The 25068-nt window shown below is 70.9% G+C and carries 27 protein-coding genes and 2 pseudogenes; 10 read left to right on the top strand and 19 right to left on the bottom strand.

Annotation, left to right across the window (positions count from 1 at the left end):
• Nucleotides 1–258 precede the first annotated feature (258 nt).
• The 3 genes from DK389_RS11540 to DK389_RS11530 all read left to right on the top strand — a co-directional run bounded on the left by DK389_RS11540 (nt 259) and on the right by DK389_RS11530 (nt 3763).
• Nucleotides 259–480 carry a heavy-metal-associated domain-containing protein gene (locus tag DK389_RS11540; RefSeq protein ID WP_109896303.1) on the top strand — a complete coding sequence of 74 codons (222 nt, stop codon included), beginning with the start codon at nt 259–261 and terminating at the stop codon, nt 478–480.
• A 10-nt stretch (nt 481–490) separates the two neighbouring features.
• Nucleotides 491–1840, top strand: coding sequence for an omega-aminotransferase AptA (aptA, locus tag DK389_RS11535; RefSeq protein WP_109889707.1), 1350 nt, complete (start codon nt 491–493; stop codon nt 1838–1840).
• A gap of 249 nt (nt 1841–2089) precedes the next feature.
• Nucleotides 2090–3763 carry a formate--tetrahydrofolate ligase gene (locus DK389_RS11530; RefSeq protein WP_109889705.1) on the top strand — a complete coding sequence of 558 codons (1674 nt, stop codon included), beginning with the start codon at nt 2090–2092 and terminating at the stop codon, nt 3761–3763.
• Between the two features lie 42 nt (nt 3764–3805).
• Here the strand turns inward: DK389_RS11530 and DK389_RS11525 are convergent, their stop codons facing one another.
• From DK389_RS11525 to DK389_RS35245, 4 genes and pseudogenes are all read right to left on the bottom strand, one after another.
• Nucleotides 3806–4171 (bottom strand): response regulator, encoded by a 366-nt coding sequence (locus DK389_RS11525; protein ID WP_109889703.1) that lies wholly within the window; start codon nt 4169–4171, stop codon nt 3806–3808.
• Nucleotides 4172–4334: 163 nt separating this feature from the next.
• Nucleotides 4335–4904: a hypoxanthine phosphoribosyltransferase gene (gene hpt, locus DK389_RS11520; protein WP_109889701.1), complete on the bottom strand. Its 570-nt coding sequence runs from the start codon at nt 4902–4904 to the stop codon at nt 4335–4337.
• Between the two features lie 71 nt (nt 4905–4975).
• On the bottom strand, nt 4976–5227 hold the full coding sequence (locus DK389_RS35250) for a hypothetical protein (RefSeq protein ID WP_335645568.1): 252 nt from the start codon (nt 5225–5227) through the stop codon (nt 4976–4978).
• Nucleotides 5228–5673: 446 nt separating this feature from the next.
• Nucleotides 5674–5730, bottom strand: a pseudogene (locus DK389_RS35245) (MJ0042-type zinc finger domain-containing protein); the annotation flags it as partial.
• 149 nt (nt 5731–5879) lie between these two features.
• Between DK389_RS35245 and ftsE the strand changes: the two are divergent.
• The 3 genes from ftsE (at nt 5880) to DK389_RS11500 (ending at nt 8508) form a co-directional block, all read left to right on the top strand.
• Nucleotides 5880–6578, top strand: coding sequence for a cell division ATP-binding protein FtsE (gene ftsE / locus DK389_RS11510; protein ID WP_194075192.1), 699 nt, complete (start codon nt 5880–5882; stop codon nt 6576–6578).
• A complete protein-coding gene (locus tag DK389_RS11505; protein ID WP_194075191.1) occupies nt 6578–7528 on the top strand; it encodes a cell division protein FtsX in 951 nt (316 codons plus the stop codon). Before ftsE ends, DK389_RS11505 begins: the two co-directional genes overlap by 1 nt.
• Nucleotides 7529–7662: 134 nt before the next feature.
• Nucleotides 7663–8508 (top strand): YdcF family protein, encoded by an 846-nt coding sequence (locus DK389_RS11500; protein ID WP_109896301.1) that lies wholly within the window; start codon nt 7663–7665, stop codon nt 8506–8508.
• Nucleotides 8509–8572: 64 nt separating this feature from the next.
• On the opposite strand, the gene DK389_RS32295 is transcribed toward DK389_RS11500, so the two are convergent.
• The 10 genes and pseudogenes from DK389_RS32295 to DK389_RS11455 form a co-directional block, all read right to left on the bottom strand.
• A complete protein-coding gene (locus tag DK389_RS32295; protein ID WP_162560611.1) occupies nt 8573–8836 on the bottom strand; it encodes a hypothetical protein in 264 nt (87 codons plus the stop codon).
• 368 nt (nt 8837–9204) lie between these two features.
• Nucleotides 9205–9462, bottom strand: a pseudogene (locus DK389_RS11495) (hypothetical protein); the annotation flags it as partial.
• Between the two features lie 138 nt (nt 9463–9600).
• A complete protein-coding gene (ptsN, locus tag DK389_RS11490) occupies nt 9601–10068 on the bottom strand; it encodes a PTS IIA-like nitrogen regulatory protein PtsN (RefSeq protein ID WP_109889695.1) in 468 nt (155 codons plus the stop codon).
• A gap of 154 nt (nt 10069–10222) precedes the next feature.
• Nucleotides 10223–10825, bottom strand: a complete 603-nt coding sequence (gene hpf / locus DK389_RS11485) for a ribosome hibernation-promoting factor, HPF/YfiA family (protein ID WP_109889693.1) — start codon at nt 10823–10825, stop codon at nt 10223–10225.
• 94 nt (nt 10826–10919) lie between these two features.
• Nucleotides 10920–12467 carry an RNA polymerase factor sigma-54 gene (rpoN, locus tag DK389_RS11480; protein WP_109889691.1) on the bottom strand — a complete coding sequence of 516 codons (1548 nt, stop codon included), beginning with the start codon at nt 12465–12467 and terminating at the stop codon, nt 10920–10922.
• A gap of 271 nt (nt 12468–12738) precedes the next feature.
• Nucleotides 12739–13578 (bottom strand): LPS export ABC transporter ATP-binding protein, encoded by an 840-nt coding sequence (lptB, locus tag DK389_RS11475; RefSeq protein ID WP_109896299.1) that lies wholly within the window; start codon nt 13576–13578, stop codon nt 12739–12741.
• Between the two features lie 46 nt (nt 13579–13624).
• Nucleotides 13625–14380 carry an LptA/OstA family protein gene (locus tag DK389_RS11470; RefSeq protein ID WP_109889689.1) on the bottom strand — a complete coding sequence of 252 codons (756 nt, stop codon included), beginning with the start codon at nt 14378–14380 and terminating at the stop codon, nt 13625–13627.
• Nucleotides 14377–15108, bottom strand: coding sequence for an LPS export ABC transporter periplasmic protein LptC (gene lptC / locus DK389_RS11465; RefSeq protein WP_109889687.1), 732 nt, complete (start codon nt 15106–15108; stop codon nt 14377–14379). Before lptC ends, DK389_RS11470 begins: the two co-directional genes overlap by 4 nt.
• 243 nt (nt 15109–15351) lie before the next feature.
• A complete protein-coding gene (locus tag DK389_RS11460; protein WP_109889685.1) occupies nt 15352–15978 on the bottom strand; it encodes a ribonuclease D in 627 nt (208 codons plus the stop codon).
• A gap of 104 nt (nt 15979–16082) precedes the next feature.
• On the bottom strand, nt 16083–16475 hold the full coding sequence (locus DK389_RS11455; protein WP_109889683.1) for a ComEA family DNA-binding protein: 393 nt from the start codon (nt 16473–16475) through the stop codon (nt 16083–16085).
• Between the two features lie 313 nt (nt 16476–16788).
• Here DK389_RS11455 and rpmF point away from each other — a divergent pair, with 313 nt between their 5' ends.
• Nucleotides 16789–16977 carry a 50S ribosomal protein L32 gene (rpmF, locus tag DK389_RS11450; protein WP_003601373.1) on the top strand — a complete coding sequence of 63 codons (189 nt, stop codon included), beginning with the start codon at nt 16789–16791 and terminating at the stop codon, nt 16975–16977.
• A gap of 25 nt (nt 16978–17002) precedes the next feature.
• Here rpmF and DK389_RS11445 read toward each other — a convergent pair whose 3' ends face one another.
• Both DK389_RS11445 and phaR read right to left on the bottom strand, forming a co-directional pair.
• Nucleotides 17003–17242, bottom strand: a complete 240-nt coding sequence (locus DK389_RS11445; protein WP_109889681.1) for a hypothetical protein — start codon at nt 17240–17242, stop codon at nt 17003–17005.
• Nucleotides 17243–17334: 92 nt separating this feature from the next.
• Entirely contained in the window at nt 17335–17940 is a 606-nt protein-coding gene (phaR, locus tag DK389_RS11440) for a polyhydroxyalkanoate synthesis repressor PhaR (protein WP_109889679.1), read from the bottom strand.
• A gap of 319 nt (nt 17941–18259) precedes the next feature.
• Between phaR and DK389_RS11435 the strand changes: the two genes are divergently transcribed.
• Complete coding sequence (locus DK389_RS11435; RefSeq protein ID WP_109889678.1) at nt 18260–19444, top strand: acetyl-CoA C-acetyltransferase; 1185 nt, start codon at nt 18260–18262, stop codon at nt 19442–19444.
• A 123-nt stretch (nt 19445–19567) separates the two neighbouring features.
• Nucleotides 19568–20296: an acetoacetyl-CoA reductase gene (gene phbB / locus DK389_RS11430; RefSeq protein ID WP_109889676.1), complete on the top strand. Its 729-nt coding sequence runs from the start codon at nt 19568–19570 to the stop codon at nt 20294–20296.
• Between the two features lie 47 nt (nt 20297–20343).
• Here phbB and DK389_RS11425 read toward each other — a convergent pair whose 3' ends face one another.
• A complete protein-coding gene (locus DK389_RS11425) occupies nt 20344–21165 on the bottom strand; it encodes a DUF1194 domain-containing protein (protein ID WP_109889674.1) in 822 nt (273 codons plus the stop codon).
• Nucleotides 21166–21267: 102 nt separating this feature from the next.
• The gene (locus DK389_RS11420) at nt 21268–21708 is read right to left on the bottom strand and encodes a cupin domain-containing protein (protein WP_109889672.1); all 441 of its coding nucleotides are present in this window, start codon (nt 21706–21708) and stop codon (nt 21268–21270) included.
• A gap of 166 nt (nt 21709–21874) precedes the next feature.
• Here DK389_RS11420 and DK389_RS11415 point away from each other — a divergent pair, with 166 nt between their 5' ends.
• Entirely contained in the window at nt 21875–23626 is a 1752-nt protein-coding gene (locus DK389_RS11415) for a TadE/TadG family type IV pilus assembly protein (RefSeq protein WP_109889670.1), read from the top strand.
• A gap of 10 nt (nt 23627–23636) precedes the next feature.
• Here the strand turns inward: DK389_RS11415 and DK389_RS11410 are convergent, their stop codons facing one another.
• Complete coding sequence (locus tag DK389_RS11410) at nt 23637–24623, bottom strand: hypothetical protein (protein ID WP_162560609.1); 987 nt, start codon at nt 24621–24623, stop codon at nt 23637–23639.
• Between the last annotated feature and the right edge of the window lie 445 nt (nt 24624–25068).

The following is a 25068-nucleotide window of genomic DNA, read 5'->3' as shown; positions in this document are numbered from 1 at the left end:
CGGGGCATCCCACCTTGTCGCCGAGGCGATACGGCGCGGCAAGGCGCGAGCCGGCGCCCGCATCCGATTTCCGGGCGGTGTGACATGGACTTGCGCGCCTCTCGGACTTGCGCGCCTCTCGGACTTGCGCGCATCCCGGACTTGCGCGGGTCCCGGACTTGCGCGGGTCCGGGGATTCAATTCCCGATCCCGCTTGCATCGGGCCGCCGGCCGCCCGACATGGGGAGGCCGGTCGGAACGAACGGGAAGGCGGAGCGCATGGACGGGACGCGGACGGACCTCCTGATGCAGGTCGAGGGCATGACCTGTGACGGCTGCGCGCAATCGGTGCGCCGCACGATCCGGCATCTCGACCCGGGCGCCGAGGTGGAGGTCGACCTCGCCCACGGTCGCGTCGCGGTGCGCACGAGCGCCCAGAGCCTCGACGTGGCGCAGGCGCTGACGAAGGCCAGCTACACCGCGACCGCGATGACGGGCTGACGGGCGCCCGATGCCCGCCCCGCGCCCGGGCCCACATCCAGCCCCCTTGCCGGGCCCGAACGACCTCGGCGCGTGGTGGATGCCGTTCACGGCCAACCGCGCCTTCCGCCGCAAGCCGCGCCTCGTCTCCGGCGCGGAGGGCATGCATTACATCACCCCGGACGGGCGCCACGTCCTCGACGGGATCGCCGGCCTCTGGTGCTGCAACGCGGGCCACGCCCGCGAGCCGATCGTCCGGGCGATCCGGGCGCAGGCGGGCGAACTCGACTACGCGCCGCCCTTCCAGTTCGGGCACCCGGCGGCCTTCGCCCTGGCGGGGCGGCTCGCGGCGCTCGCGCCCGCCGACCTCGACCGGGTCTTCCTGTGCAATTCGGGCTCGGAGGCGGTCGACACGGCCCTCAAGATCGCGCTGGCCTACTGGCAGGCCCGCGGCGAGGGCCGGCGCACCCGGCTGATCGGGCGCGAGCGCGGCTATCACGGTGTCGGCTTCGGCGGGATCTCGGTCGGCGGCATCGCGGCCAACCGCCGGGCCTTCGGGCCGGGGCTTCCGGGCACCGACCACCTGCCCCACACCTACGACCGCGAGACTCAGGCCTTCACGGTCGGCGAGCCGGACTGGGGCGCGCATCTCGCCGACGACCTGGAGCGGATCGTCGCCCTCCACGATGCCTCCACCATCGCCGCCGTGATCGTCGAGCCGATGGCGGGCTCGACCGGGGTGCTGCCGCCGCCGAAGGGCTACCTCGAACGGCTCCGCGCGATCTGCGACCGGCACGGGCTGCTGCTCATCTTCGACGAGGTGATCACCGGCTTCGGCCGCCTCGGCCACGCCTTCGCCGCCGAGCGCTACGGCGTCGTGCCCGACATGATCACCTTCGCCAAGGCGGTGAATTCCGGCACCGTGCCGCTGGGCGGCGTGATCGTGCGCGAGCCCGTCCACGCGGCCCTGATGCAGGGGCCGGAGCATATGGTCGAGCTGTTCCACGGCTACACCTATTCGGGCCATCCGCTGGCATGCGCCGCGGCGCTCGCCACCCTCGACCTCTACCGGGACGAGGACCTGTTCGCCCGTGCCCGGGCGCTGGAGCCCGCCTTCGGGCAGGCGGTGATGAGCCTGCGCGGCCTGCCCGGCATCCTCGACATCCGCACCGTGGGGCTCGCCGCCGCGATCGATCTCGCGGGCCGGCCCGACGCGCCGGGCTTGCGCGCCTTCACCATCATGGACCGCGCCTTCGAGGCGGGCCTCGTGGTGCGGGCCGCGGGCGACACCCTGGCGCTCACCCCGCCCCTGATCGTCCGCGAGGACCAGATCGGCGAGATGGTCGATCGCCTGGAGCCGGTGATCCGCGCGAACCCGTGAGGCGATCCGCCCGGCAAGGATTCGCCCGGCAAGAATGAAAATTTGCCGCCACCTTCAAAATTTCCGACGCGCAATTCCGGTCACCTTCGCGCAAACTGCTCCGATTGTTCAGGCTCGGCCCTTGGCCTGCGCGCCTCGCGGCCTATGAGAGGCGCAAGGCCCGGACCGACGGCCCTCGGGGGTAGCGCACCCGTCCCCGGCCAGAAACGTGAACGCCACACGACGCCTTCGTGAACAGGTGAGGAAACCATGCCCTCAGACATCGAGATCGCCCGCGCGGCGACCCTGAAGCCGATCGCACAGGTCGCCGAGAAGCTCGGCATCCCGGAGGACGCGCTTCACAATTACGGCAAGCACATCGCCAAGATCGACCACGGCTACATCGCCTCCCTGGAGAGCCGGCCCGAGGGCAAGCTCGTCCTCGTGACCGCGATCAGCCCGACGCCGGCCGGCGAGGGCAAGACCACGACGACGGTCGGTCTCGGCGACGCGCTGAACCGCATCGGCCAGAAGACCATGATCTGCCTGCGCGAGCCCTCGCTCGGCCCCTGCTTCGGCATGAAGGGCGGTGCGGCCGGCGGCGGCAAGGCGCAGGTCGTGCCGATGGAGCAGATCAACCTGCACTTCACCGGCGACTTCCACGCCATCACCTCGGCCCACTCGCTGGCCGCGGCGCTGATCGACAACCACATCTACTGGGCGAACGAGCTCAACATCGACGTGCGGCGCATCTTCTGGCGCCGCGTCGTCGACATGAACGACCGGGCTTTGCGCGCCATCAACCAGTCGCTCGGCGGCGTCGCCAACGGCTTCCCCCGCGAGGACGGCTTCGACATCACGGTCGCCTCCGAGGTGATGGCGGTGTTCTGCCTCGCCAAGAACCTCGAGGACCTCGAGGAGCGCCTCGGCCGCATCGTCATCGCCGAGACCCGCGACCGCAAGCTCGTGACCCTCAAGGACGTGAAGGCCACGGGCGCGATGACCGTGCTCCTCAAGGACGCGCTGCAGCCGAACCTCGTTCAGACGCTGGAGGGCAACCCGGCCCTCATCCACGGCGGCCCCTTCGCCAACATCGCCCACGGCTGCAACTCGGTGATCGCCACCCGCTCCGGCCTGCGCCTCGCCGACTACACGGTGACGGAAGCCGGCTTCGGCGCCGATCTCGGCGCGGAGAAGTTCATCGACATCAAGTGCCGCCAGGCCGGGCTTAAGCCCTCGGCCGTCGTCATCGTCGCGACGGTGCGGGCGCTGAAGATGCACGGCGGCGTCAACAAGAAGGACCTCGGCTCGGAGAACATCGAGGCCCTGGAGCGGGGCTTCGAGAACCTCGCCCGCCACGTCACCAACGTGCGCAATTTCGGCCTGCCCGTCGTCGTCGGCGTCAACCACTTCTACGCCGACACCGACGCCGAGCACGAGAAGCTGAAGGCGCTGTGCGCCGAGAAGCTGCAGGTCGAGGCCATCACCTGCAAGCACTGGGCGGATGGTGGCGCCGGCGCGGAGGCCCTCGCCCACGCGGTGGTGAAGCTCGCCGAGGGCGAGCAGAAGCCGCTCGCCTACACCTACGAGTCCGAGGGCAAGCTCACCGACAAGATCAAGGCCATCGCGACGAAGCTCTACGGGGCGTCCGACATCCAGATCGAGTCGAAGGCCGCCACCAAGCTCGCCGCCTTCGACAAGGAGGGCTACGGCCACCTGCCGGTCTGCATGGCCAAGACCCAGTACTCGTTCTCGACGGACCCGAACCTGATGGGCGCGCCGTCGGGCCACATCATCGGGGTGCGCGACGTCCGCCTCTCCGCGGGCGCCGGCTTCGTGGTGGTGATCTGCGGTGAGATCATGACCATGCCGGGCCTGCCCCGGGTCCCGGCCGCGGACACGATCCGCCTCGACGCGAACGGCCAGATCGACGGGTTGTTCTGAGCCGAGCGCGCCCCGGGTCTCGGCCCGGGGCGTCCGCCTCTGTCAGGCGGCGAGCGCCCGGTTCACCGTGGAGCGCAGGTCGGCCAGCGAGAACGGCTTCGTCAGCACGTCGGTGACGATGGCGTCGAGGCCGCGGGCGCGCTCGCGCTGGTCGGCGAAGCCCGTCATCAGCAGGATCGTCAGGTTCGGGAAGTCGCGCTTGGCCGCGAGCGCCAGCGCGATGCCGTCCATCAGCGGCATGCGGATGTCCGTGAGCATCAGGTCGAAGGCCCCGTCCGCCTCGGTGAGGCGGTCGAGCCCGTCGCTGCCGTCGATCGCCGTCACGACCGCGTGGCCGTCGATCTCCAGCCCCCGCTTGAGGAAGCCGCGGACCGTCTCTTCGTCGTCGACGAGCAGTATGCGCGCCATGCCGTCCCGTCTGGAAAAACCGTTGCGCCGACAAGCGGCTCGCGAATCACGCAAGTGCCTGTTCGCCTGTCAAGATTCGAGCGGCCGGAACAGTTCCGGCGCTCCACCTCTGTGCGCAAATGCCGCGAGATTTCTGAAGATGGGGTTGCGACCGGGGGCCCGCTCAGGTGCCGCCGAACAAGTCGGGCTCGCTGCTCTCGTAATCCACAAGGCCGACGAAGGGCAGCTGCCGGAAGGCGTGCGCCACGTCCATGCCGTAGCCGACCACGAACACGTCCGGGCAGGTGAAGCCGACGAAGTCGGCGTCGATCGTCACGGCGCGCTTGCCGGGCTTCTCCAGGAGCACGGCCGTCATCACGCGCTTGGCGCCGCGGGCCATCAGCAGATCCTTGGCGAAGACGATGGTGCGGCCGGATTCGAGGATGTCGTCGACGAGGAGCACGTCGCGCCCCTTCACCTCGCTCTCCACGTCGCGCAGGATCTCGACCTGCCCCGAGGAGACGGTGGCGGTGCGGTAGCTCGACAGGTGCACGAACTCCACCTGGGGCGAGAGCCCGGCCCGGTGCAGCGCCCGCAGCAGGTCGGCCGCGAACATGAAGCTGCCCTTGAGGACGGCCACGACGAGCAGGTCCCGCGGCTGCGTCGCGAGGATCTCCTGCGCGAGTTCCTCGTTGCGCCGGGCGATGGCGGTTTCGTCGAACAGGACGCGAACGCGTCGGGAGGGGCTGGTCATGGGCTTTTCATAGAGCATTTCGCGCGCCCCTGCCCACGCCCCGGGGTGCAAAAAGTCGGGGCCCGCCCCCGTCAGGGATGCGCCGCGCCCGCGATGGCCGCGAAGCGGACCTCGATCGCGCGGCCGTCGGCCGGCGGGTCGTCGAACCGGGCGGAGAAGCGGGCCCGCTCGGCCGTCTCCAGGGTCGGCCGCGGGGCGGGAATCGTGAAGATCCTGAGCGGGCGGCCGTCGGCGTCGCGCACCTCGACCTCGATCGGGGGGACCGGGACGGCGTGCGGGGCGAGGCCGAGGACGTCGCCCTCGACGCTGAGGCGCGCCGGCACGCCGTCCGAAGCGGGGCCCGGAAGGCGACGACTTCGCGCAGGTCCAGCCCGCGCAGGTTCACCGGCAGGCCGAGCCGGGCGTAGAGCCCCGCCGTCTGCGGCATCGCCCGCACCACGGTGGCGCGGCCGAGCAGGACGAGCGGCAGCGCCGCCAGCAGCGCGAGGGCGGCCGCGGTCGCGGGCGAGAGGCCGGCCAGGCCCTTGCGCCGGGCGGGCTTCCCGTTCGCCGGACGCCGGGCGGTCCCGAGCCGGCGCTTCGGCGCCGGGCTCGGCGGCACGTTCTCGACCACCGGGCCGGCCTCGACGGGGCGCGACGGGCCGGCCGGGTCGGCGCCCGCCTCCCACGCCGCCTCGAGCTCGGCGCTGCGCCCGGCGAGCACGTCGGCCGGGCTGACGAACCACGTCTCGCGGCAGGCGGCGCAGCGGACCGAGCGGCCCTCCATCCCGACGCGGTCCGCCTCGATCCGGTACTCGCTGGCGCAGGCGGGGCAGACGATCAGCATGGGTGTGGGGCCTCCGGCCCCGAATCGGCGGTTGCCGCCCGTGAAGAAACCACGCACATGGTTGTCGCGGCTCAGGGTTAATCCCCGGTGAAGCCGCCGGGCGGGGTCGATCCGGGGATCGCGGTGAGCACCACAGGTTGGGCGAACGGGTGAAGACAGGCAGCCTTCTCTCCGGCGCAGAGGAGCCGGTGGTGCAGTTCGAGAATGTCGGGATGCGCTACGGCCTCGGGCCGGAGGTGCTCTCCGACGTGAGCTTCCGCATCGCGCCGCGCTCGTTCCAGTTCCTCACCGGGCCCTCGGGGGCGGGCAAGACCACGCTGCTGCGCCTCATCCTGCTCTCGGTCCGGCCGACCCGGGGCCTCGTCTCGGTCTTCGGCGAGGAGGTGAGCGGCATCTCCAGCGAGGCGCTGACGGGCCTGCGCCGCCGCATGGGCGTCGTCTTCCAGGATTTCCGGCTGCTCGATCACCTCACGACCTACGAGAACGTGGCGCTTCCCTTGCGCGTCCAGGGCCGGGCCGAGACGAGCTACCGGGCGGAGGTGGTCGAGCTCCTGCGCTGGGTCGGCCTCGGCGAGCGCATGCACGTGCTGCCGCCGCTCCTGTCGGGCGGGGAGAAGCAGCGCGCCGCCATCGCCCGCGCCCTGATCGCCCGGCCGGAGCTGCTGCTCGCCGACGAGCCGACCGGCAACGTCGATCCCGGCCTCGGCCGCCGGCTCCTGCGTCTCTTCGTGGAGCTGAACAAGCTCGGCACCTCCGTGATCATCGCCACTCACGATTTCGGCCTGATGGAGCTCTTCCCGACGCGGCGGATGGTGCTCGGCCACGGCCGCCTGCACATCGAGGAATGATGGCCGCATCCCCCGCCCCGGCCGCGCCGGCCCACGAGCCCGCCCTGCCCCCGACGCTCCGCCGGAACGCGCCGCTGGTGCCGACGGATTCGGCCGCGAGCCGGTCGCTCGCCGCCGTCATCGCCATCCTCACCTTCCTGGCCGCCCTCTGCGCGGGGGCCGCCGAGATCGTCGCCTCCAGCGCCGACCAGTGGCAGGGCGCGGTGGCGCAGGAGGTCACGATCCAGGTGCGCCCCGGCCCCGGCCGCGATCTCGACGCCGACATCGCCAGGGCCGAGGCGGTCGCGAAGGCCGAGCCGGGAATCCGCGCGACCCGGATCTTCTCGAAGGCCGAGGCCGAGCGCCTGCTGGAGCCCTGGCTCGGCAGCGGCCTCGACCTGTCGGACCTGCCGGTGCCCCGCCTCATCACCCTGAAGCTCGCGGACAGCCCGGTCCCCGACCTCAAGCATCTGCGCGCCGCGCTGACCGAGGCGCTGCCGGGCGTCGCCAGCCTCGACGACCACGCCCTGTGGCAGCAGCGGCTCTCGACGATGGCCACGACCTTCGTGGGCGTCGGAATCGGCATCGTCGCCCTGGTGCTGGTCGCGACCGGTCTCGCCGTCGCCTTCGCGACGCGGGGCGCCATGGCGGGCAACCGCGAGGTGGTGGAGGTGCTCCACTTCGTCGGGGCCGACGACGACTACATCGCCCGTGCCTTCCAGCGCCGCTTCTTCGGCCTCGGCCTGCGGGGCGGCGGTATCGGGGCGGGGCTCGCGCTCGCGGCCTTCGCGCTCGCCGGGCTCCTCGCCCGCGCCTGGCGCTCGGGGCCGGCGGGGGAGGAAATCGAGGCCCTGTTCGGCGCCTTCCACATCGGCTGGCGGGGCTATGCCAGCGTCCTCCTCATCGGGGTCATCGCCTCGCTCGTCACGGGCGTGGTCTCGCGCCTGACGGTCCGGCGCTTCCTGGCCTGACGGAGGCGCGCGTTTCTCCCACCAGCGTACGGACTTGACCGGGGCGTTAACCCTTTGTGAACCTTTGGGGGAGCGGAATACTTGCCTCCGGAGTGCCGCAATCGACACTATCCTCTGGGAGCATGAACCCGCGGATGCCACGCGTTCCCGACATCAGGCCGGCCGACGCCTTCGGCTGGGCTTGGCAGGAAGCGGGCCGGTCCGCAGCCCCGCTCCCGCCGGCCGGTCCGACTTCTTCTGGTCCGAGTGCGGGCCCGAGTCCGGCACCAAGCCCGGCTTCAAGTCCGGAGAAGCCCGCCGCGCAGCTCGGCCTCCTCGGCCCGATCCTGCTCGGGTTCGGCGGCCTCGGCTGCGTCGCGCTCATCGCGGGCTTCCTCGCCTTCGTCGCCTGCCTGGAGCGCACCGAGCGGGTGCCGCCAGGCCGGGCCGACGGCATCGTCGCGCTGACGGGCGGCGCCGAGCGCATCGGCGAGGCGATCGACCTGCTCGCGGGCGGCTACGGAAGGCGGCTCCTCATCACGGGGGTCAACGAGCGCACCAGCCGCGACCAGATCGCCCGCCTCAATCCGAGCCAGCGCTACTGGATCGAGTGCTGCGTCGACCTCGATTACCGGGCGCGCAACACGATCGGCAACGCCATCGAGACCCGCCGCTGGATGCAGCAGAACCGCTTCAACACCGTGGCGGTGGTGACCTCGAACTACCACATGCCTCGCACCCTGATCGAGCTCGACCACGCGCTCACGGGCGAGGACCGGGTGGTGCCCCATCCCGTCGTCGCGGAAGGGTTCGACGCGGGCCGCTGGTGGTCCCACCCGCCCGCCGCCCGGCTGCTGGCCGCCGAGTACGTCAAGTTCCTGGCGGCCTGGCTGCGGACACGCTTCGAGACCGATCCCGAGCACTCGCACGCGGCGGTGATCATCGGCCGCGGCAAGCCCGTGAAGATGGTCGCCGAGCCCGTCGCCCGCGGCCTGGAATGAGGCGCGCCGGGACGGCCGCCACGCAGGCTGCCGGACAGGAAGCGATGTCGACGCGCGTGCTGCTTCATGCAGCCTCAGCAGCCCTGTGCGGCACGAGGGCTTCTTCGGACACCCAGACGCGCCAAGAACCAGTCGTCGTCTCGCGCGGCAACTCAACCAACGCAAGACCATCACGTTTGTCAATTGAGAAGCCGGCATCCACCGAGTTATCGACTATGGATCGGGCAGCAACCACAAGTCGCGCGGATCCGTCCGCAGTCCTGATCGCGACGACAACCTCGCTGGGATGCAATCCTTCGCTGGTACGTCCAATCTTGACACGCATCATCAGTCTCTCCGACCCCGCGTCAGGTTGTTCATGGCTACGCGATCAAACTATCGCAGTTCCAAATCTTGACCATTCCCGCGCAGGCGGTCGACCTCGAGAAAGCCAAGCTGTGGTCGGCCCGCAATTGGAACATAAAGCGAACATGAGCGGGGCGCCAAGTCTACGCCAAAGATAAGTTTCTGTGATGCCAATGGTTTAACGCCAGTCCTCGCGAGCCCGAGCGCGGACGCGCGCCGATCAGGCAGCGAAGCCGGCGCACGCAGCGCCGCGCGCACGATCAACACGATGATTTGAACCGGCCGGCCCGCGATGCCGCGTCCGATAGGCCGCCGGGTGACCGCGCATTCGCCGAGCGCGTCCCGGCCTCGTCACATCCCCCGGCAGCGGGTCTTGATCAGCCCCGAGAACTCCTTCTCCGAGCCCTGGACCTGGGCGAGCCGCTCCGTGCGCTCGCCTCCCGACAGGCAGCGCCCGTAGACGGTCGCCACCCGGCGCATGGTCTCGACGTGGCGGCGCCAGATGCGGCAGCGGGAAGCGTCGTCGCCCTCCGCCTGCTCCAGCTGGTCGACCGCCTGCCGCTGCATCGACTGGGCGACGAGGACGTCGCGGGCGCAGGCCGTATCCCCGCCCTGGGCGCGGGCGGCCGGGGGGCCAAGGCGAGGGAGATGGCGAGGGAGATGGCGAGGGGACGGCGAGCGGGGTCGCGAGCAGGGCGACGCGCGTGCCCGCGCGGTGGAAGGACGGTCGGCTCACGGGACAGGCTCTCACGCGGCCTGCGAGGCCGAGGTGTGGGTCAGGAGCGCGTAGAGGGCGCTGGCGTCGCGGGCGGCGCGGATCCGCTCCAGCATGCCGGGCTCGCGCAGGATGCGGGCGACCTGGGCGAGCGCCTTCAGGTGGTCGGCCCCCGCCCCCTCGGGCGCGAGCAGCAGGAAGGCGATGTCCACGGGCTGCCCGTCCAGGGCCTCGAAATCGACCGGCCGCTCCAGGCGGGCGACGAGGCCGAACAGCCGGTCGAGCCCCGGCAGCTTGCCGTGCGGGATCGCGACGCCGTCGCCGATGCCCGTCGAGCCGAGGCGCTCGCGCTGCAGCAGGGTCTCGAACACCTCCCGCTCGTCGAGGGCGGGCAGCCGGCGCACGGCCTGGGCGCTCAGATCCTGCAGCACCTGCTTCTTGGCGCGGGCGCGCAGCGAGGGCATCACGGAATTCGGATCGAGGAATTCCAGCACTGACATGGAGGACCGCTGCCCCGTCGGCAGGGCTCGCGATGAACCCCGCGCAGTGAGTGTGGTGCCGCGGGCCCCGGGCTTGAAGCCCGGACCCGCTCGGCCCTTTGGTCAATGAGCGGCGTCCGAGGCCGGTTCCGGCCCCGCTCCGCGCGCGTCGGTTTCAGGACGCGGCGTCGGGCGGATCGACCCAGCCGATCGCTCCGTCGCTGCGCCGATATACGACGTTGATGCGTCCGGTGCCAGCGTGAACGAAGACGATGACCGGCGCCCCCGTCATGTCGAGCGCGCTCACCGCCTCGCTGACCGAGCGGCGCTGGAGGGTCTTGGTGCTCTCGGCCACCACCGGCGGGTGGGCCGCGCCGTCCACCTCGTCCTCGGCCTCCTCCGGCTCCTCCTCGGGGGCGGCGAACACGGCGTAGGCCGCCTCGACCGTCGCGCCGTTGTGCTCGGCCGCACCGTGGTCCTTGAGCTTGTGCTTGTAGCGGCGCAGGCGCTTCTCCAGCCGGTCCGCCGTCTGCTCGAAGCTCGAGCGGGCGTCGTGGGCGGCGGACGAGGCCTCGATCGTCAGGCCGGAGACGAGATGCAGCACGCAGTCGGTCCGGTAGGCGGTGCCGTCGCGGCGGAGCGTGACGTGCCCGGAGCACGTCCCGTTCATGTGGCTGTCGAGGTATTTCGAGAGGGTGGCTGCCATCCGCTCTTCGACGCGCCCCCGCAGGGACTCGCCAAGGTCCAGGCCGTGGCCTGTGACGCGCAATGACCCCATGATTCCTCCGGTCTCTCGATGTGGTTACGCGGAGTTAAGGATTGCCGCCTTCAGAAGTCAACGCGCGCGCTCGCCCGATTCGGGGCGCGGCGGGTCAGCGCAGGGCCTGCGCGAAGTTCCCCCGGCGCCGCTCGATCGAGGAGGGGATGCGCAGCGACTCCCGGTACTTCGCCACCGTGCGGCGGGCGATGTCGATGCCCTCGTCTCGCAATTTCTGCACGAGCGCGTCGTCCGAGAGCACGTCGCTCGGCGTCTCCCCGTCCACGAGCTGCTTGATGCGGTGGCGCACGGCCTCGGAGGAATGCGCCGCCGCCCCCGCCGCGCCGGGGATCGCGGCGGTGAAGAAGTACTTCATCTCCAGCGTGCCGCGGCCCGTGCCGATCGACTTGTTGGAGGTGACCCGCGAGACCGTGCTCTCGTGCATGCCGATCGCCTCGGCCACGGTCTTCAGGTTGAGGGGGCGCAGGTGCGTGACCCCGTGCACGAAGAAGCCGTCCTGCTGGCGCACGATCTCGGTGGCGACCTTCAGGATGGTGCGGGCCCGCTGCTCCAGGCTCCGCGTCAGCCAGTTCGCGGTCTGCAGGCACTCGGAGAGGAACGCCTTGTCGCCCTCGGCCACCGAGCCCTTCGAGACCCGGGCATAGTAGCTCTGGTTGACGAGGACGCGGGGCAGCGCCTCGCCGTTGAGCTCGACGAGCCAGGAGCCGTCCGGCGCCGCGCGCACGAACACGTCGGGGATCAGCACCTCGACGGCGCTCGTGCCGAAGGCGCGGCCGGGCTTCGGATCGAGGCGGCGGATCTCGGCCAGCATCTCGACGAGGTCCTCGTCGTCGACGCCGCAGACCCGGCGGAGCGCCGGGAAATCGCGCTTGGCGACGAGGTCGAGCCGGGAGACCAGCGCCTGCATCGCCGGGTCGTAGCGGTCCTTCTCGCGGAGCTGGATCGCGAGGCACTCGGCGAGGTCGCGCGCCGCGACCCCCGCCGGGTCGAAGCCCTGGACGATCTTCAGGACGCGGGCCACCGTGTCGAGGCTCGTGCCGAGCCGCTCGGCGATCCCGTCGATCGATTCCCGCAGGTAACCCGCCTCGTCGACCGCGTCGATCAGGAAGCCGCCGATCAGGCGCTCGACGGGATCGCGGGTGGCGAGGTCGAGCTGGCCCGCGAGATGCTCGCGCAGGGAGGTCTCGGCCGTGAGCGACGCCTCGAAATCGGGCGCCTCGGCGTCGAAGCTGCCGCCCGTGTTGCCGTAGGGCGCGGGCGTCAGCGAGAGCACGTCGCCGGAGCCCGCCTCCCGGGCCGGGCTCGGGTTCTCGTCGGGGAAGACGTTGTCGAGGCGCGTGTCGAAATCGCCCTCGATCTCGCCGCGGTCCGGGCTCATGTCGTGGGTGAGCCAGGATTCGGGCTCGCCGCCCTCGGCCTCGCCGCCCTCGCCCGCCTCGCCGCCGCCGCTCTCGGGCTGCTCGGCCGATCCGTGGGCCTCGCCGTCGACCCGCTCCAAGAGCGGGTTGCGCTCGAGCTCGGCATCGACGTAGGCGGCGAGGTCGAGCTGGGAAAGCTGGAGAAGCTTGATGGCCTGCAGGAGCTGCGGCGTCATCACCAGGGCCTGACCCTGGCGCATCTCCAGCCGTTGCAGCAAACTCATCGCGAAGCCCCGATTCTCCGATGCGACGTGGAAACCCCTGCCGTCGGCGACGGCACGTTTCTTGCTTCTTTCCCGAGATCCAGATTTAGACCCATTGCGCGGACACGTCAAAGCGTGATCGCACACGGCGCGTCGCGGCGTGCCGCCGTGGCCGCGGCGGCACAATCGGCGCAGTCGGAAGTGTCGGACAGATTGCTTTCCGGTTGGTGTGCGGCCCGGTAGCCCCGATGATCGCGATCAACGCGCCCGCGTCGCGTTCGTGATCGCTCCCCTAGAGGCGGAAATCCTCGCCGAGATAGAGCCGGCGCGCCTCCGGGTTCGCCACGATCTCCTCCGGCGTACCTTCGGTGAGGATCCGGCCGGAATGGGCGATGTAGGCCCGGTCGATCAGGCCCAGCGTCTCGCGGACATTGTGGTCGGTGATGAGCACGCCGATGCCGCGGCCCTTCAGGTGCTTCACGAGGTCCTGGATGTCGCCGACCGCGATCGGGTCGATGCCGGCGAAGGGCTCGTCGAGCAGCATGAAGCTCGGCGAGGAGGCCAGCGCCCGGGCGATCTCGCAGCGGCGCCGCTCGCCGCCCGACAGGGCGATGGAGGGCGACTTGCGCAGGCGCGTGATGTTGAACTCCTCGAGCAGGGCGTCGAGCTTGCGGGCGCGCTCCTTCCGGTCGGGCTCGGCCACTTCGAGCACCGCCCGGATGTTGTCCTCGACGGTGAGCCCGCGGAAGATCGAGGCCTCCTGCGGCAGGTAGCCGATGCCGAGCCGGGCCCGCTGGTACATCGGCAGGTGGGTGATCGGCATCCCGTCGAGGGTGATGTGGCCCTGGTCGGCCGAGACGAGGCCGGTGATCATGTAGAAGATCGTGGTCTTGCCCGCGCCGTTCGGCCCGAGCAGCCCCACCGCCTCGCCGTTGTGGACGGTGAGCCCCGCCTCGTGCACCACGGTGCGGCTGCCGTAGCTCTTGCGCAGGCCCCGCACGCAGAGGATGCCGGGCCCGCCCTCGGCGGGCTCCCCGTCGGTGTCCGGGGCCGGGCGATGGCGGCCGAGCAGGCGGCCGAGGAGGGAGGGCGCGCGCACGCGCGAGGCCGTGCCCGCGGCATGCGTCCGCAGGGGCTGCGCCGCCTGGAGGGGTAGGGACGAGGCGCTCAACGGGGGCTCACGGAGCCTGGGCCCGCGCCTTCCCGGCGGGCTGGTCGGCGCCGTCCGGCGCCTTCTTGGCGATGTCCGGCTTGGCGGAATCCGGCCTGGCGAGGTTCGGCGGCGGCGGACAGCCCTTGGCGCCGCCCTTGGCGTCGCCCTTCTCGCCCGGCACGAACAGGGCGGAGACGCGCCCGCCCGCGACCGGGTCCATGTTCGCCCGGCCGGTGCCCATGTCGTAGACGAGGCGCGAGCCGCGGGTGACGTTCTGGCACTGGCTCAGCACGACGTTGCCGGTGAGCACGATGCGGCGGGCCGTCTGATCGAACACGGCGTTGTCGCCGGTGGCGACCTGATCCTTCTGGACCACGGTGACGGGGCCGGCGCACTCGACCTTCTGGATGCCGTTCTCGGCCATGGGGGGCTTCTCGGCCGCCTCCTCGCCGGGCGTGCCCTCCGTCTTCTTCGCCTCCTTGCCGCGCTTGTAATGCACGGTCAGGCTGGAGCAGCGGATGGTGCTGTCGCCCTGGACCGCCACGACGTTGCCGGCGAACACCGCCTTGTTCTCGCGGTCGAAGACATCGAGCCGGTCGGCGTCGATCTTGATCGGGTCCTTGCCGCCGCCACCGAGGGCGCCGAGCGGCGCGCTCTCCTTGCGGGGCGCCGGCGCGACCGCGGGGGCGGCCGGCTTCTGGGCGAGCGCCGGCACCGCGCCGAGGGCGAGGCCGCCCGCGGCGAGGGCCGCGGCGAGCCGGAGGGGAAGGCGCCGGCTCATGGGTGCCCGTCCGTCGGCTCGGCCGCCGAGGTGCGGATGCGGGCGCTGCCCGTCTCGGCCGCCTCCCGCTCTGGCGCCTGGAACACGGTGCGCACGTTGCCGACGAAGGAGATCACCTTGCCGTTCTCGACGACGTCGAGGCTGTCGGCGGTGACCGAGCCGCTCGGCACCGTCACGGTGACGGGCTCGCGCGACGTCACGGAGCCGGCCTTGAAGTCGATGGCGGCCGAGCGCAGCCGGATCTCCTCGCCCTTGTCGGTCCAGAGCCGGATGTCCCGCTCCAGCGTCAGCGCCTCGCGGCCGGTGTCGAACAGGCCGGTCGCCGCCTCGAGCCGGGCGATTCCGCCCTTGTCGTCGGTGGCCATGTGGCCGCGCATGGCCTCGAGCTCGATCAGGCTCGGGCGCCGCATGTCCTGGAGGGCCGCGGCCGCCGTGACCTCGTAGCCGCGATCACCCTTGCGGAAACCCGAGAGGCGCGGATTCTCCATCTTGACCTTGCTGCCCGTCAGGCTGACCGGACCGACCGAGACGGAGGGCGCGCTGCCGCCGAAGGGGTTGAGCAGGGCCGCCGCGAGGAGGAGCCCGGCGGCGCCCGTCGCCACCGGGATGACGAGGCGCAGCCGGCGCACCCGGGCGCTGTGGCTGCGCGCGCGGGCATGCGCGCGCGTCCGAAGCGCGCTCTCGCGGCTCGCGGCCTCCCTCGTCTCGACGGCGTCCACCACTGGCATGACTTTCCCGAAGGGACTGAGCCCGGACGATCGCGACCCGGGCAGCTTCACGCGCGCTTGCAGCCGCAGCGGCCATGAATCCCGCCATGAATCCCGCGTCGGCGGGAGCCGGATGCGCCCGCCGGGTGGCGAAGTTATGGCCTGAGCGTTTCCGAATGTTCAACCATGACGCGCGGTTGCGGGATGAAGAGACCCCCTCTCACCGTAGGGATGTGCGTCGTCGCACCCGGTCGGTCGCCGCATTCAGGAATGGGCGAAGATGTCGATCTCGGACCAGCCCGCCAGATCGAGCCGGGCGCGGGTCGGCAGGAAGGCGAAGCAGGCCTGCGCGAGGTCGGTGCGGCCCTCGCGGGCGAGCATCGCGTCGAGGCGCGCCCGGGCGGCGTGCAGGTGCAGCACGTCGGACGCCGCGTACTCGACCTGCGCCTGGCTGAGGGTCTCCGCCCCCCAGTCGGAGGATTGCTGCTGCTTCGACAGGTCCGTTCCGACGAGTTCGCGGACCACGTCCTTGAGCCCGTGCCGGTCGGTGTAGGTGCGGGCGAGCTTCGAGGCGATCTTGGTGCAGTAGACCGGCGCCGGCATCACGCCGAGATAGCGGAACAGCACCGCGAGGTCGAAGCGGGCGAAGTGGAAGATCTTGAGCACGGCCGGATCGGCGAGTACCCGCTTCAGCACCTCGGGCGCAGGCCCCTCGGGCAGGATCTGGACGACGTCGGCGCTGCCGTCGCCGCGGGAGATCTGCACGACGCAGAGCCGGTCGCGATGGGGGTTGAGGCCCAGCGTCTCGGTGTCGATCGCGATGGCGGGGCCCGCCTCGTAATCGGCAGGCAGGTCGCCGCGGTGGAGGCGGATGGTCGGTGAGGCGGGCATCGGCTCAGGTCTTTGAGGGACAAGCGGTTTTCGCCGCCTACCATCCGCGCCCGCCGCCCGCAAGCCCGGTCCGCGGGACGCGGGCCGGGCTCGGCCCCGGACGCCTATTTCTGCTTGGCGATGACCTTGTCCTTGATGGACTCGTAGACGTTCTGCGGGACGATCTTCCGCGACAGGAGCTCGTCCTTGCCCTTGTAGGGCCGGCCCTTGATGATCGCCGCCGAGCGCGCCGCGCCGATGCCGGGCAGCGCGTCGAGTTCCTCGGCGCTGGCGCTGTTGAGGTCGACGAGCGCGGCCTTGGCGGCGTTCGGCGCGCCCGCGACGGGGGCGCTGGGCTTCGTCGGCGCCGCGGGGGCGGCCGGCGCGGCCGGGGCCATCGGGTTCGGCTTGGTGGGCGGCGCGGGGGCCGGCGACTGCGCGAGCGCGGGGGCCGCGGCGAGGCAGAATGCGAGGGCGAGGCTGCGCACCAGGGACGCGGGGGTGAGCGACGAGGTCATGGCGGGATCTCCCGGCGCCGTGACGGCCCGGACGGCCGCATCGGCAGGCAACGGCTAGGCCCCGCGGCTTGAACCGGCCCTTAATGAGGCGTTCACCGGACCGAGCGCAGACGCGCGGGCCCCGCGCTCGCCATCTCTCGCCGCCGCCCTGCCGCCTCCCCGCGCCCCGCCTGCGGGACGGCTCTAGCCAGACGGGGTGCGGGCCGCTATAAGCGCGCCCTCGAATCTCCGTTTGAACACGGTGCGCGAGGCGATCCTTCGGCGAGACGGGGGAGCCGCCCGGGCGCCGCTTTGGCATAAGCAGGATCCCGCCATGGCCGTTCCGAAGCGAAAGACCTCCCCCTCGCGGCGCGGCATGCGCCGCTCCGCCGATGCCCTCAAGGCCCCGACCTACGTCGAGGACAAGGATTCCGGCGAGCTCCGCCGCCCCCACCACATCGATCTGAAGACCGGCATGTACCGCGGCCGTCAGGTCCTCAAGGTGAAGTCGGCCGAGGCCTGACGGGCTTCGCCGCGCGGGCGCGTCCTCAAGCGCGCCTGCGCGCGGCGTCGGCGTAGACCGCCGCAGCGCATCGGGTCCGCTCCGCCCGCGACGGGCGCAGACGCGGATCCTCGCTCACGATCAGCTGTGCCACGAAGCCCGCGAGCGGCCTGCGCGCGGGCTTTCTGGCGTGCGTGCCCGAACCGCACGGCGACACGATCGCGAGAGCGTTGCCCGGGCCGGCCGGTTCCGTTTCGGGACGATCGCCCGTCTCACCCTGCACCATCGCGCCCGCCCTCCGCGTTCCTCAACGCGGATGCTGCAAGGGTGGAGCCGCCGTTAACGCCCCGTCAACCGTCTTTGCGGGACGGCCGCAGCCTATTTCTTGGCAAGCGCCTCGAGGCGCTGCTGCATCTCGGCCATCTGGCGCTTGAGGTCGTCGAGGTCGCTGCCGGCCGGTACTGGAACGGGCGCGGGGGGCGCGGCGACCGGGTTCGCCGCCCCCGCCCCCTGCGCGGCGCCGCCGAAATTCGAGAACATCTTCATGGCGTCGCCGAAGAAGCTCATGTTGGCCCGCACCTGCTCCTCGAGCGCGTGCTGGAAGGCGGAGGGGCCGAAGCTCTGCGAGAGCTTCTCGCGCAGGCCATCCTGGTCGCGGGCGAAGTTCGCCATCGAGAATTCGAGGAAGCTCGGCACCATCGTGCGCATGCTGTCGCCGTAGAAGCGGATCAGCTGGCGCAGGAAGGCGACGGGCAGCAGGTTGTCCTCGCCGGCCTTGTTCTCCTGCTCGAAGATGATCTGCGTGAGCACCGAGCGGGTGATGTCGTCGCCCGAACGGGCGTCGTAGACGACGAAGTCTTCCCCGCTCTGCACCATCGTGGCGAGATCTTCCAGGGTGACGTAGGTCGAGGTGCCGGTGTGATAGAGGCGCCGGTTGGCGTATTTCTTGATGACGGTCTGATGTGCCTTGCCGTTTTCCGCCATCTGTGCGGCCTCTCCCGACCCGAACCTGCCGGCGCCGGCCTGATCGAAGGCTCGCGCGTCCGGGCAGGGCGCAGCTTTCGCGCCCGCGTCGACCTTAAGACTTTCGCCCGCCGACGAAAACAGCAATTTCCTGCTCATCCCCGCAGAATAATGCCGGCGGCGTCCGGTTCCAAGCATGTTCAATCCTGCGCCGACGTCACACGCCCCTGCTCAGCCTGCTTGACTTCATCTGGCCCAGGGCTTTCATCCGGAGAACGGCATCAGAGCGCGCGAAACCCGAAGAGCCCAAGCAGCGCCGGCCGCGAGAGGAGAACGTCAGATGGCAGGCAACGAAGAGATCGTGATCGTCGGTGCGGCGCGCACCCCGGTCGGCTCCTTCGGCGGTGCGTTCGGCAGCGTGCCGGCGCACGAACTCGGCAAGGTCGCGATCAAGGCGGCGCTTGAGCGCGCCGGCGTCTCGCCGGACGATGTGGACGAGGTGATCTTCGGCCAGGTGCTCACCGCGGGCGCCGGCCAGAACCCCGCCCGGCAGGCCGCCATCGCCGCCGGCATCCCGGAGAAGGCCACCGCCTGGGGCCTCAATCAGGTCTGCGGCTCGGGGCTTCGCACCGTCGCGATCGGCATGCAGCAGATCGCCAACGGCGATGCCACCGTCATCGTCGCGGGCGGCCAGGAATCCATGTCTCTGTCCCCCCACGCCCAGTACCTGCGCGGCGGCCAGAAGATGGGCGACGTGAAGCTCGTCGACACGATGATCAAGGATGGGCTCTGGGACGCTTTCAACGGCTACCACATGGGCACCACCGCCGAGAACGTGGCCCAGGCCTTCCAGCTCACCCGCGAGCAGCAGGACGCGTTCGCGGCCCGCTCGCAGAACAAGGCCGAGGCCGCCCGCAAGGAGGGCCGCTTCAAGGAGGAAATCGTCCCCGTGACGGTGCCCGGCCGCAAGGGTGACACCATCGTCGACACCGACGAGTACATCCGCGACGGCGCCACCGCCGAGGCGATGGGCAAGCTCAAGCCCGCCTTCTCGAAGGACGGCACGGTGACGGCCGGCAACGCCTCGGGCCTCAACGACGGCGCCGCCGCGATCGTGCTGATGTCGGCGTCCGAGGCCGAGCGCCGGGGCCTCAAGCCGCTCGCCAAGATCGTTTCCTGGGCGACCGCCGGCGTCGACCCGAAGGTGATGGGCACCGGCCCGATCCCGGCCTCCCGCAAGGCGCTGGAGAAGGCCGGCTGGAAGGCCTCCGACCTCGACCTGATCGAGGCGAACGAGGCCTTCGCGGCCCAGGCGCTCGCGGTCAACAAGGACATGGGCTGGGACGACGAGAAGGTGAACGTCAATGGCGGCGCCATCGCCATCGGCCACCCGATCGGCGCGTCCGGCGCCCGCGTCCTCGTCACGCTCCTGCACGAGCTGAAGCGGCGCGACGCCAAGCGCGGCCTCGCCACCCTCTGCATCGGCGGCGGCATGGGCGTCGCCATGTGCGTCGAGCGCCCCTGAGCCCTCCCCGCGCGGGCCTCAAAACCTCTTGAGGCCCGCCGCAATTTTATTGGCGTGCGGCCGGCCCGTACGGGCGGCAGAATGCGCCATCCGAAATCGTCATAAGAACATCAGGAGGAAACCATGGCTCAGGAACGCGTCGCCCTCGTCACGGGCGGGACGCGCGGCATCGGTGCCGCCATCTCGAAGGGTCTTCAGGCCAAGGGCTACAAGGTGGCCGCCAATTACGGCGGCAACGACGAGGCGGCCAACGCCTTCAAGGCCGAGACCGGCATCCCGGTCTTCAAGTTCGACGTCGGCGACATGGCCTCCTGCGAGGAGGGCATCAGGAAGATCGAGGCCGAGGTCGGGCCGATCGACATCCTGGTCAACAACGCCGGCATCACCCGCGACGGCGCCTTCCACAAGATGACCTTCGAGAAGTGGCAGGCGGTGATCCGCACGAACCTCGACTCGATGTTCACCTGCACCCGCCCCCTCATCGAGGGCATGCGCAACCGCGGCTTCGGGCGCATCATCCTGATCTCGTCGATCAACGGCCAGAAGGGCCAGGCCGGCCAGACCAATTACTCGGCCGCCAAGGCCGGCGTGATCGGCTTCGCCAAGGCGCTGGCGCAGGAGAGCGCGTCCAAGGGCGTCACCGTCAACGTGATCGCGCCGGGCTACATCGCCACCGAGATGGTGATGGCCGTGCCGGAGGATATCCGCAACAAGATCATCGCGACGATCCCCACGGGCCGTCTCGGCGAGGCCGAGGAGATCGCCCGCGCCGTCGAGTACCTCGCGGCCGACGATTCCGGCTTCATCACCGGCTCGACCCTGACGATCAACGGCGGCCAGTACTTCACCTGATCCGACCGGTAGCCGGGCCGCCCGAGGGTGGCCCGGCCTCCCGTCCATCAGTTCCCGCGTGCCCGTTCCGGTTCGAGCGCGCTGATCTCCAGCACGAATTTCTGGCGCAGGGCGCGGGCGAAATCGCCGTAGCCCTTGGCCGCGAGCAGGAAGGCGCCGGGGCCGGTGAGCACGTGGTCGCGGTACCAGCGGTCGAGCGTGGTCTCACCGCCCTGCGGCCCGATCGGCAGGGCGCGCAGGCCGTAGCCCGGCGAGCGGAAGGCGCCCGCCCCCACCACGTCGTTCTCGCCCGGCACCAGGATCGGCAGGCCGTTGATGGTGGCGCCGCCCCGCGCCAGGGCGTCGCGCTCGGCGTGGATCGCCTCGACGTCGGTGCAATTGTCGATGCCGTCGCCCGAGACGTCGATCACCACGCGATCGGCGGCGACCGGCAGGGCCGGCAGCACGCTCGCGCCGACCGTGCGCAGCATCTGACCGAGGCAGGTGAAATCCCCCGCCTGGCGCGGCACGGCCCGGACGAGGGCCGCCGCGGCCGCCGCCTCCCCGCGGCTCGCGATCCGGCGCCAGCCGACGGCGAGGCTGGCCTTGTCGGCCCAGGTCACCATCGCGAACATGATGCCCCCGGCATTGCCGGTGATGGCGGCGAGGACGGAGGGATCCTCCAGCGCCTCGGCGATCCCCTCCATCTGCAGCCGGAAGCGGTCCTCGTCGACGGATTGCGAGACGTCGACCGACACGACGAGGGCGGTCGCGACGCTCTCCCCGGCCGCGGCTGCCGGCCCGTGCCCGGCGAGGCCGACCGCGAGAACGAGGGCGCCGCGGCGGGCCCATCGCGCCGCGGCGCCGCGCTTTAGGATCCAGACCCCCATGCCGCCCCCTCGCCCTTGGCCCGCGGGCCGATCTCCGGCGGCCTCCCGGCCATTGTCGAGGCTCGGCCGCTGCCCGGCAAGCCCGCGCGGGCGCTGCCCGCCTCAGCCCCGCGGCGTCGGGCGCCAGTCCGGCGGGGCCATCTCGAAGCCCTCGAACTGGAAGGCCGGCGAGACCGTGCAGCCGACGAGCGTCCAGGCGCCGAGGCTCGTCGCGGTCTGCCAATGCCCCGCCGGCACCACGATCTGCGGATGCTGCGCGCGGGCGATGTCGGGGCCGAGATGCCGGGCGGTCGCGTCGTGCCCGTTCGGGCTCACGGTGAGGACGAGGGGGGCGCCCGCGTACCAGTGCCAGATCTCGGCGGCATCGACCCGGTGCCAGGCCGAGGTCTCGCCGACATCGAGCAGGTAGTAGATCGCGCTGCCGACGGAGCGGCCCGCGACGAGGCGCGAATCACGGAAGGTCTCGCGGTAATGACCGCCCTCGGGATGGGGCTGGAGTCCGAGGGTCGCGATCACTTCTGCGGCCGTCATCGTCGTCGACATGTCCGTCATCTCCGGGGCCGAACCTTAATCATCGGTGAAATCTCGAATCTTCCGATCGCTGTGCAAAGAACACGAACTGTCCTTAACCACGCTTACTGACACATCATCAGCATTTTCGTGATCAATTGACGGGTGACATCACCGAGACCCTGCCCGAGGACCTACCATGCCGCTGCGGCATCCCCGTTTCCGGACGGATCAGCGCGGAAACATCGCGATCATGTTCGGCCTCTCCCTCTTGCCCGTGCTGGCGCTCTCGGGCGCCGCGATCGACTACAGCCAGGCGACGACGCTGCGCGCCCGCCTGCAGGCCGCGACCGACGCCACGGCCCTGCGCCTGTGCCAGCTCCCGCGGACGACCTCGGCCGCCGACATCAAGACCAAGGCGCTCGCCTGGATGAAGAGCTATATGGGCAACGACCTCGTGACGATGCCGGCCGCCGACTTCAAGGTGACGGACGATCCGCGCCAGATCGAGATGAAGTCCCTGATGGCCTCGCCGACCTATTTCGGCAAGATCTACAAGATGCTCGGTTCGGGCCCCTCCCTGGACGGGATCCCGGTCGGCGCGTCGGCGCGCTGCGCCGCCCCCGTGCCGCAGGATTTCGAGATCGCCCTCGTCGTCGACACGACGGGCTCGATGGACGGGACCGACAAGAAGGGCGTCTCGAAGATTGTGTCCCTGCGCAAGGCCGCCAAGGACTTCGTGGATTTCGTCGCCGACAACCCGGCCTTCTCGGCGCAGACGCGGATCGCCCTCGTCCCCTTCGCCTCCTCGGTGGCGGTCGACCCGACCACGATCACCAACGCGGTCTGGCTCGACAAGGACGCAAAGTCGCCGATTCACTGGAACAATTTCGAGAGTGACAAGAAATACTTCAAGAGCCGCTTCGAGATCTTCGACTCGCTCAAGAAGAAATATACCGACTGGAAGTGGTCCGGCTGCTTCGAATCCCTGCCCTACCCGCTGAACGCCACGGATACGGGCTTCGATCCGGGCCGGAACGAGAGCTACTACGTGCCGCTGCTCGCCCCCGATGAGCCCGGCGATGCGAACACGTCGAACGAGGTCACCTATTACGGATCCGGCGACAAGTCGTCGTACTATTACGGCAGCTATGCGCAGATCAGCACGAACAGCTACATGAACGATGCCAGCAACGACAGCGGCTGCACCTCCCAGCCCGGCGATGCGGTCTCGGCGGAGCGGCGGACCTGCAAGTACGTCAATCCCAAGAATGCCCAGAATCGCCCCTCCTCCGGTCTCAGCGTCGGAAACGGGCCGAACTACAGCTGCACCAGCCAAGCCCTGACGCGCCTGACCACCGATTTCACCGGCCTGAAGGCGAAGATCGACACGCTCTACTCGCGCGGGGCGACCAATATCCAGGAAGGGCTGATCTGGGGCTGGCGCACGCTCTCGCCGAACAGCGTCTTCGCGGACGGATACGCCTATTCGCGGCCGAACTCGCGCAAGGTGCTGATCCTGATGACGGACGGCATGAACACCTGGAATCCGACCTCGCAGAACTACTCCATCAACAAGTCGGTCTACAGCAGCTTCGGCTACTACGTGAACGCGGACGGTTCGAAGGCGGCCGATTACGGAAAGCCGACCAACCGGTTCCCGGAAGCGACCGCCAATCCCGTCGACGCGGACGACGCCCGCGCGGCGATGGACAAGCTGACGAGCACCACCTGCGCCAACATCGCCAACATGTCGACGCCCATCGAGGTCTTCACCATCGGCTTCAGCGTCGACAACGACAAGATCGACCAGAAGGGCATCGACCTGCTCGCCGGCTGCGCGAGCAAGCCGACCACGAACCACGCCTTCGTCGCCAATGACTCGGCGGCCCTGCTCGCGGTGTTCCGGCAGATCGCGACCTCGATCGGGGCGCTGCGCCTGACGCAGTGACGGCCGGCCCCTACTCCGCGATCGCCCCCTGAGGGAGGCCGAAGGGGGGCGTCTGCGGGGCGGGCTTGCCCGCCGCCTTCTCGCGGGGCCGCGCCTTGGGAGCGGGCGCAGGGCCCTCGTTCACGGCGCCCGCCGCGCCCCCCTCCCCCTCGGGCTTGGCGGCGGCGCGGCGCGGGGGCTGGCCCTTCGCCGGCTCCTTCACCTTGGCCTCGGGCGCCGCCTTCACGGCCGGCGCCTCCGCGCAGCCGCGAAAGCTCAGGCTCGCCAGGGTCTCGCCGGCCTCCGAGACGATCGTGATCGGATCGGGCAGGGCGGGAAGGGAGCTCTCCCAGCGGATCGGGCCGCCGAGTTGCGCCTCGAGCACCGCCGGCGCGCTGCCGCGGCGCAGGGCGGCGAGATCCGGCCCGTAGGCCGTCGCGAGCTTGGCCCCGATCACCACCTGCAGCACCTGCGTGACCTCGGGCGTGAGCGGGAGCAGGGGATTCTCGACCTCCGCCCTGCCCTTCCGGGTGACGAACAGCGCGAAGCCCTTCTGGCCCTCGTAGCGGGCCGCCTGTGCCCCGCAAGGCCCCGGCGCCGGGCCGGCCGCGGGCGTGGCGACCGGAGCCGGGGCAGGAGCCGTGACAGGGGCCGGCGCACGGGCCGGGGCCGTGGCCGGAACAGGTTCGCGCGCCGCCCTGACAGGGGGAGAAGGGAGGGGCGGTGGATCGGCAGGAGGTGCATCGGCAGAGGGCACCTTGGCCACCGGCGGCTCAGGCGCCGGCACCTTGGCCACCGGCGGCTTGGGCGCCGACGGCTTGGCCACCGACGGCTTGGGCGCCGGCTTCTTCACGGGAGGCGCCTTCTTGGCGGGCGCCTTCGCGGGCGGCTCCTGATCGGTCTGTGTCTGGTCGGCCGGCGCCGGGTCGGCCGGCGTCTGCGCCAGGGCCGGGCCGCTGAGAGCGAGGGCGAGCGCCGCCAGGGCGCGGAGGGAGCCTCTCGGGACGTCTCGGTCCACTCGGTGTCGCCGCGTCATCGTTCCTCGCCGGGCCCCGGCCGGGCCCGCTCCGGTCCATCTCCCGCCGGGTCTCGCCCGGCTTCCGCTCGATCCGCTCGAAATCGACCGGCTCGAGATCGAGGATCTGGGCCGAGCGGTCGATCGGGCTCTCGCGCCGTCCCACGCCGTCGAGCAGGATGGCCTCGTCGCGATCGTCGACGTCGTTCGGCATGCGCATGGGCGGGCGCCGGCCGCGGGCCGTCATCGCGGCGACCATCGTGCCGGCGATCATGAGGGCCGCCACCGCGACCAGGATCAGGATGGTTTCCATAAGCCTTCCCTGCGCCGACAGCGTTACCCCAAGGCGGCGGCCGATGCACCCGCCTGGCGCGCCGGCGCGCCTGTGGTATGCCAGCCCTGCTCAGGGCGCGGCTTGGCCCTGACGGAACGGTCCTTGCGTCGCCGC

Source organism: Methylobacterium durans (assembly GCF_003173715.1).
GTDB lineage: Bacteria > Pseudomonadota > Alphaproteobacteria > Rhizobiales > Beijerinckiaceae > Methylobacterium > Methylobacterium durans.
The sequence above is the reverse complement of the archived record's forward strand: the minus strand, read 5'-3'. Positions and strand labels throughout refer to the sequence as shown.